The organism is Staphylococcus sp. GDY8P198P, from assembly GCF_017891615.1.
Lineage (GTDB): Bacteria > Bacillota > Bacilli > Staphylococcales > Staphylococcaceae > Staphylococcus > Staphylococcus cohnii.
This window is the reverse complement of sequence record NZ_JAESJQ010000010.1, coordinates 1-308: the sequence shown is the minus strand read 5'-3', so window position 1 is coordinate 308 and position 308 is coordinate 1. Positions and strand designations below refer to the sequence as shown.

Below are 308 nucleotides of genomic sequence, written 5' to 3'. Positions count from 1 at the left end.
TTTTGATATTGCAAAAGAGGGGTATTCGAATTTAATTTTAGGGCATAAAAAAAGTAAATACGATAAAAAATTGTTTATTGCTAGAAGAGAATTGAATGATAGTAGCAATTTGTATTCGACATTAATTTTAAAAATCATAGAAATTATTAAAAAATATGAGATTAAAACTAAAAATAATGTAATAGATGTTGGTACTGGTGAGGGTTATATTTTAAATGAAATCAGTAAGTCATTTCTTGGTGGAAATGAAGTCTGAGGTATTTACATTGCAAAAGATGGGGTAAAAAAAGCAGCAAAATCATATAAAA

At 25.3% G+C, this 308-nt stretch carries 1 pseudogene; it reads left to right on the top strand.

From position 1 onward, the window contains the following. Positions 1-256: pseudogene (locus KA824_RS09240) on the top strand (hypothetical protein); the annotation flags it as partial. Positions 257-308 lie beyond the last annotated feature (52 nt).